The 6,394-nt window shown below is 68.9% G+C and carries 6 protein-coding genes; 2 read left to right on the top strand and 4 right to left on the bottom strand.

The features are described from left to right. Positions 1-113 precede the first annotated feature (113 nt). The 3 genes from ACFXHB_RS37605 to ACFXHB_RS37595 all read right to left on the bottom strand — a co-directional run bounded on the left by ACFXHB_RS37605 (position 114) and on the right by ACFXHB_RS37595 (position 3,690). Complete coding sequence (locus ACFXHB_RS37605; protein WP_380580359.1) at positions 114-1,043, bottom strand: hypothetical protein; 930 nt, start codon at positions 1,041-1,043, stop codon at positions 114-116. Between the two features lie 152 nt (positions 1,044-1,195). Next, on the bottom strand, positions 1,196-1,816 hold the full coding sequence (locus ACFXHB_RS37600) for a hypothetical protein (protein WP_380580357.1): 621 nt from the start codon (positions 1,814-1,816) through the stop codon (positions 1,196-1,198). A 569-nt stretch (positions 1,817-2,385) separates the two neighbouring features. After that, positions 2,386-3,690 (bottom strand): VRR-NUC domain-containing protein, encoded by a 1,305-nt coding sequence (locus tag ACFXHB_RS37595; protein ID WP_380580355.1) that lies wholly within the window; start codon positions 3,688-3,690, stop codon positions 2,386-2,388. Positions 3,691-3,921: 231 nt separating this feature from the next. On the opposite strand from ACFXHB_RS37595, the gene ACFXHB_RS37590 reads away from it, so the two are divergent. Next, positions 3,922-4,404, top strand: a complete 483-nt coding sequence (locus ACFXHB_RS37590; protein ID WP_380580353.1) for a hypothetical protein — start codon at positions 3,922-3,924, stop codon at positions 4,402-4,404. 484 nt (positions 4,405-4,888) lie between these two features. Next, the gene (locus tag ACFXHB_RS37585) at positions 4,889-5,104 is read left to right on the top strand and encodes a hypothetical protein (RefSeq protein WP_380580351.1); all 216 of its coding nucleotides are present in this window, start codon (positions 4,889-4,891) and stop codon (positions 5,102-5,104) included. Positions 5,105-5,543: 439 nt separating this feature from the next. Here ACFXHB_RS37585 and ACFXHB_RS37580 read toward each other — a convergent pair whose 3' ends face one another. Further along, positions 5,544-6,392, bottom strand: a complete 849-nt coding sequence (locus tag ACFXHB_RS37580) for a hypothetical protein (RefSeq protein ID WP_380580349.1) — start codon at positions 6,390-6,392, stop codon at positions 5,544-5,546. Positions 6,393-6,394: the final 2 nt, after the last annotated feature.

The raw sequence follows: 6,394 nt of genomic DNA, 5'->3' as shown, positions 1-6,394 counted from the left end.
CGCGACAACTCCGCACGCTCCGCGACGGACAGCACGACTTCGACAGCACGAGGACCCCGAGACGACATGAAAACAGCCTACATACTTAGAGCTGATATTTCAGGTGCAGGACACTAGTTGTGGTCTTGGAGCCAGCGGCGCAGCTCCGTGTAGCTGCAGACCTTGCGCAGGGTCGAGCCTCCGGGGGCGGTCAGAACGGGTTCTGTGGCCGGTCCGAGCGGGGTGTAGGGGATGTGCGGGAGGCAGACGATGCCGATGACGCGTTGGAAGCGGCTGAGGTCGTAGTTGCGGCCGATGGGTGTGTCGGTGAAGGTCTGGACGACGGAGTCCCATTTCGTGATCGCGGCGTCGACTGTCCTGATGACGTTGTTCACGGAGCGGAAGTCGCCGGCGTCGTAGCGGGCGCTGTAGGGGACGCTCTTGCAAGAGACGATGAGCAGGGTGCCTTCGTATTCTCCGACGGCGTCAAGGTCGGTGACCGGGCCGTTGGCATCCGGCTTGGGTTTCATGCCGTGGGTGAGTGCTGGGCCGGGCTTCCAGGGTGAGGTGTCGAGGAGGGTGCGCACGTCGGCCTCGAATCGGTCGGCGCGGGCGTTGGGAAGCGCTCCGCCTGCAGCGGTGACCGTGCACATGCGCAGGAGGTGGCGGCTGGCTGCGGCCACGTCGATCAGGACGTTGTCACCGGCTTCGTGGAGCACTGGTCCTGGTTCGTTCGGCCACAGCGTGACCGGGAGGGATTCGAGGGCGGCCAGGACCTGGGAGGCGTCGGCCGGCGCGGAGGCGGGGAACCATCGCTCGAGGTCAGGTCTCAGGGCCGGGAGCGCCCTGTCGATGACCTCCTGCAGGATCTGGCGGGACAGGGTGAGGTAGCCGTAGCGGATGGTGCTCAGCCCGCCGACGCTGGTGTACTCCCGCAGGTACCAGTACAGCGCCTGCTGCAGCACCACCACGGAGGGGAAGGCGGGCTGCCACCACTGGGTGCTGCCGGGCTTGGCGACGGCGAGGACCTCGCCCAGGGCGGCGATTGACAGGATCTGCGGCACGAACCGGCCCCTCACAGTCAGCCACGCGTTGTCCTTGAGAGAGCCGCGGAAGGCCGGGAGGTCACACCACTCGCCCAACTCGTTCAAGACGACCAGCGGTGCCGGGCCCCCGGCGCGCAGGTCTGGCGACAGGATGCGGGTGCCCCCATGCATCAATGCGTCCTCTCCCTCAGCGACGCGGCGGTCGTAGAGGTCGATGGCTGCCGGACTGCCGGGTCGGGAATGTCCTTGGGCAGTGCGCCGGCGGCGGCGCGGAAGGAGATGCCTTTGCCTGTCCGCCGCAGGCTGGAGTGGACGTCGCTGAGAGCAATGGTCATCGCGCTCAGTCGCAGGACGCGCCTGACGATTCCGTCCGTGAGGGGGAAGGCGGTCTGCCCGTCGGTGGTGGGAAGGTGCGTGCATGGTCTGGTACTGGTCGCCGCCATGAGTTCCATGAGCGCACGGTCCGAGGGGCCGGTGGTGGCCAGACGGCCGTCGAACAGATCGGGCAGGCGCCGCAGGTACCACAGCCACTGCACGGGCGGGTAGGACTGGGTCATCGCGGAGATCTGGGCCTCGATGTGCTCGCGTACCCGCCCGAAATACTCGCCCGCTGCGGGCGGGTCCAGAACCTCGCCTGCCGTGAGGGGGTGAGCGATGGCCGCGTCACGGATGGTCTTGAGCATCCACGGCAGCAAGTGCTGCTGCTGCGTGGCGGCGAGGTCGGCGAACTGGAGGGCGAGTGGGTCGGCGACGGCCTTCGCGGGAAGGCGCCCTTTGGTGCGGCGGTTCACGCCTTGAGGATGCCATGCTGCCGGTGCTCTCAACTGATTGTTCTGGAAGCCCACTCCCCCTCGCACGAAGCAGTATGTGCCCATCTCACCTGCAGGACGAGCGCTCTGGCTGGCCAGCGCATCCTGGTGCGTGGGTGCTTGGGCCGGCCAGGGCCGGTGATGCGTCGCGGCGAGGCGTTGCCGCGTGGCGGGTCGGGATCGGTGAGGGCTCGCCGACGGCCGCCGCGCGGCTGATCGGAGCCACAGGCAGAGCGGTTGAGGAGTGTAGCGTCGACGCGCGGTCGGAGTCGCTGACTGCCGGGGCGCGCACGGCCACGGAACTCGACCCACGTCTGTCGGCACCAACCGCTCCCGACGCTTTGGTCCTTGCAGGATCCGCCAAACCACCGCTGGGCATGCAACGGCGTCGCCGCTCAGTAAGGACATCCGGCCTTCAGTGCTGAGTCCGGCGCAGCCAGCCTCTTCGCTCCATCGCTACGGCAACTCCCGTCGGTGACTGTGCCGCCTCGCTCAGCTACGGGGAGAGCCTCGCTGTCGCTGGTGCTTGGTGCCCATTTCAATGCCGGTGTTCAGTGCCGGTTGAGGACCTGTGTCTTGTGGACTTTCGCAATCGTGAAGGGGAGCCTCAGGATCCTGCTGTTGCTCGTCATCCAGTCTCTTTGGTCTTCGCTGAGCCTGTCGTTGCTCGACTTCACCTCGACGAACCGGATGTCCGTGCTTGTGTGAGCGCTGTTGCGCCATGTCACCAGGTCGGGCCAGCCGAGGTAGCGGCCCCAGTAGTCGTCGGCGAGGAAGCGCAGGATGGCCTTGACCTGTTCGGGTCCCAGGATCTCGATGAGTATGCGGGCGCGTTCGGCGTCGGCTTCCTCGTGCGCCCACAGGTACTGCTTGAGGTCCTCTGTGCAGGGCGTCCAGTAGTCAAATAACCACAGCAGTTCGTCTGTTGTGGCCGGAAGTTGGTCGAGGTGCGCTTGCAGGGAGGTTGAGCGGCGGAGCGGGTGAGCTGGGCTTCCGAATTCTTCGGGCAGCATCGTCCAGATGAGGTCGCTCGAGCCGTCTTCGGCCGGTGTGCGCCTGCCGAACCCCGAGGCCCGGTTGCGGGAGTCCGCCGGGTCCTGTACCCACGGCCACATCAGGGTGGCGTAAAGGGCGTGGAAGGGCCGGCTTTCGCAGAGCATGACCTCACGCCCGGTGCTGCGCAGGCGTCGGGCCACGAACTCCTCGACGCTCACTGCCGATGTGACGTCGTTCGTGCCGACCGGCAGGACCTCCACATGACCGATGGTCGGTGTGAGGTAGCACGCGGGGTAGTCCTCGACTGGCGCGCCACATGCGGCGAGCACATCCGCGTCCGAGGGCCTGGCGAAGTCATACCTGGGGTTGCTCGCGTGCCGCTCCTTGATCCCCTCAATGACGATCCGCTCAAGTGCCGTGTACTGATCGGCGTGCTCCCGCGCGAGCGTCATCACTGTTGACTGGCCGTCAGGGTCGTGCAGGGGCATTCCCTGCTCGCGCAACCACTGGATGAACCGGCGGTTGGTCTCCTTGTAGATCTCCCGCCAGTAGTAGCGGTGGATCAGGCTGGCCGCCCCGCGGTGCGGTTTTCTCGGCGCGGGCGGAGGTGTCTGGCCCCGACACTCGTGGCAGATACCGTCTACCAACGGATCGGTGACACGGACCTCGAAGCGCTGCGCGTCCACGCTCCGCATGGCCTGGTGCGGAAGCACATGAACTGCGATCTCCCGGTCGCATGAGCAGGTGAGAACGGCCTGGCAGTCCTGGCACTCGTACTCGCGCAACCGCTCGTACAGGTTGATCAGCGCCACGGGACCGTGCTGGCACACCCCACGCTCACCGGTCTCAAGCTGCTCCATGTTCGGCCGCCAATCGCGCTTGATCCATCCTGGCAACGCTCCTGGCAGAGCAGTGCGCTTGGCCTCATCCTCCCCCGCGCATACGACAGCAGCGCAAGGCCCGACCAGCCACCGGCACGGCCGTTCCCCTGCAGGGCAATCGGCCGGCTGGACGACGCCTTGAGCTGCCCTTCCGTCGTGACCGGAGGACGACGAGAGTGAGGACTTCGCGCCCCAAGAAGGGAATCAGCGATGGCCGGTAGTGACTTCGTCTTCGGTGTCGATCTCGATGGTGTCGTGGCCGACTTCTACGGCTACATGCGGAGGGTGACCGCCGAGTGGCGTGACATCAACCTCGACGAGCTCACCACCGAGGTCACCTTCGGGCTGCCCGAGCGGGGGTTGGAACCGGACGACGACCGGTACGAGCGCTTGCACCGGTTCGCCATGAACAACGAGGCCTCTTCGAGGACATGGACCCGATCAAGGGACGCCTCAAGCACTTCGGCGGCTGAGCCACGAGAAGGTCCGGATCATGATCATCACGCACCGGCTCTACCTCATGCACACACACCGGCAGCAGTCCTGCAGACCGTCCACTGGCTGGAGCATCACGCCGTCCCCTACCGGGACCTGTGCTTCGTGAAGGAGAAAGGCGAGGTCAGCTCGCCGATGTCTACATCGAGGACGCGCCGAAGAACATCCAGGACCCTCGCGATGCCGGCAAGCCCGTGACCGTCTTCACCAACTCCACCAACGGGCTCGTGCCAGATGGCGATGGCGGCCGCGCAGAAGTTGGGAGGCTGCGGAGCGGATGTGCAACACACCGCCGGTACCGGAGGCATCGCCCGGACGATCGCCGGAGCCTCGTTCCGGTCCGGCACCGTGGTACGCGGCCACACGGGGCTTCACGACCGCCGGCCCGGATCGGCGGAGGGAAGTCCGGCGACCGGCCTGCCCGACGGGCACTCCGAGAGCTCGGGCGCGGGCGTGAGGACTGCGGCGGTCACGGCGTTCGGACATGGTGACGCCCTGCACCCTCCCACCCCTCCGCACCAACAGCCTCACAGACGCCTTCGGATCGCCCCACCAGCTACGGGTCGGGTGGTGGCGGGCAACCGCCAGCACTTCGCCTCGTTCTGGTCAGTGGAGCAAGGGGTGGCGGAGACTGCTACTCGCGGGTCCCCTCGGCCTCCGGCTGCGCGACGAGGGGCCGGGCGTGGAGCAGCTGGTCGAGGTGTACGCGGGCCTGCCGACCGCGAACGGCCCGGCGGCCGCCCAGCTCTGGCCCGGCCTCACCCCCGCGCACCTCGCCCACACCCATCCCGGCACCTACCGCGCGCCCGGGGCACTTCCCCTCGACCCGGCGGACACGGCCCTGGGTGCCCAGGAGCGGAACGTCCTGCACGGCCCCCGGCGCCGCCCGCTCCACTGACGCGCCGACCAAGTCCCTCCCCCGCGGACAACCGGGTCGCTGCATGGCCGCGCGGGGATCGCGCCCCGGCCCTGTTCCGGAGTGGGGTCCGGGAACAGGGCCGGGGCGCGGCAGCGGGCCGGGCGGGTCCTCGTGGCCGGGTGCTCGTGCGGCCAGGTCTGCTGGAGGGAGCCGATCCTGTCCCAGAGGGTGAATCCGAGGTTGAGCAGTCCGACGACGATGCCGACGGTGGTGACGGCCTTGCCCGCCGACCGGTGTCTCCTGTTGCCGGCGCCGGTCGTTGTGGTGGGTCGCCGGTGGTTCGTGCCGGTGGCCAGGGGTGTGTCCTGGTGGTGGTCCGGGGTGGTCATCGTCTTCTCCGTTGTGCCGGGCGGCCCGGTGTCCGGGAGTTGGTCCGCCCTGTTCGTGGGGTGCCGGTCGGGGCCGGGGGCGGGGGTGGTCAGCTGGTGGTGGCGAGGTCGTGGAGCTGGCCGGCGAGGTCGTCGCTGGGCAGGCTGATCGGTCCGTACTCCGCGTCGCGGACGATGGCGAGGTCGTCGAGTGTTTCGCGCAGGGCGGGGTCCAGTGGGTGGGGTGCGGCGCCCAGGGCGGTGAGGTGGTCGCTGACCAGGGGCAGGCAGGCGAGGTAGTAGCCGGGGACCGGTGGCAGGAGCGCCGCCGTCGCGGGGCGTCCGGGCGGGAGTTTCTCCGGGCGGGTGGCCTGGGCGAACCAGTGCTCGGCGGCCTTCATCTCGCCCAGGCGGACGTGGTGGAGGTAGAGGCACAGGCACGCGGCGGCGTTCTCGGCGCCGCCGGCGAACTGCCACCAGAACTGGGCCTCCTGGTAGTGGCCCACGAGGTGGAGGAGGCAGGCGAAGACCAGGGCGCCGTGCGGTTCCACGGTGCCGTCGTGCAGGCGCTTCAGGGCGTCGGCGGCGCCTTCCTCGCCGATGATCACGCCGGCGAGGGCGCGCAGGTAGCGGTCGGCGTGGTCGTGGTGGGTCAGGTCCTGGGCGTCGGCGGGCGAGGACTCCCCCGCCGGTCCGCCGGGGCCCCAGAAGGGCGGCGGACCGTCCCCTCCGTGCCGGACGGCCGCCCTGGGCGGTTGCGGCGCGGGAACGGTGCGCCACCATCCCTCGTGCGCGGCGCCGCTGCCGGCGGGGCCGTCCGTCTCCTGGGCGCGGCGCTCGGCGCGGCGGGTGGCGAGTTTCTCGGCGATGCGTCGGCGGTCGGCGGTGAGGTCGTAGAGGGGGGTGGGGCCGGCGGCGCGGATGCCGCCTCCGGCCAGCAGGATGTCGAGCGGGTCCATGG

Source organism: Kitasatospora sp. NPDC059327, assembly GCF_042752535.1.
Taxonomy (GTDB): Bacteria; Actinomycetota; Actinomycetes; order Streptomycetales; family Streptomycetaceae; genus Kitasatospora.
This window is presented reverse-complemented; position numbering and strand designations above follow the sequence as displayed.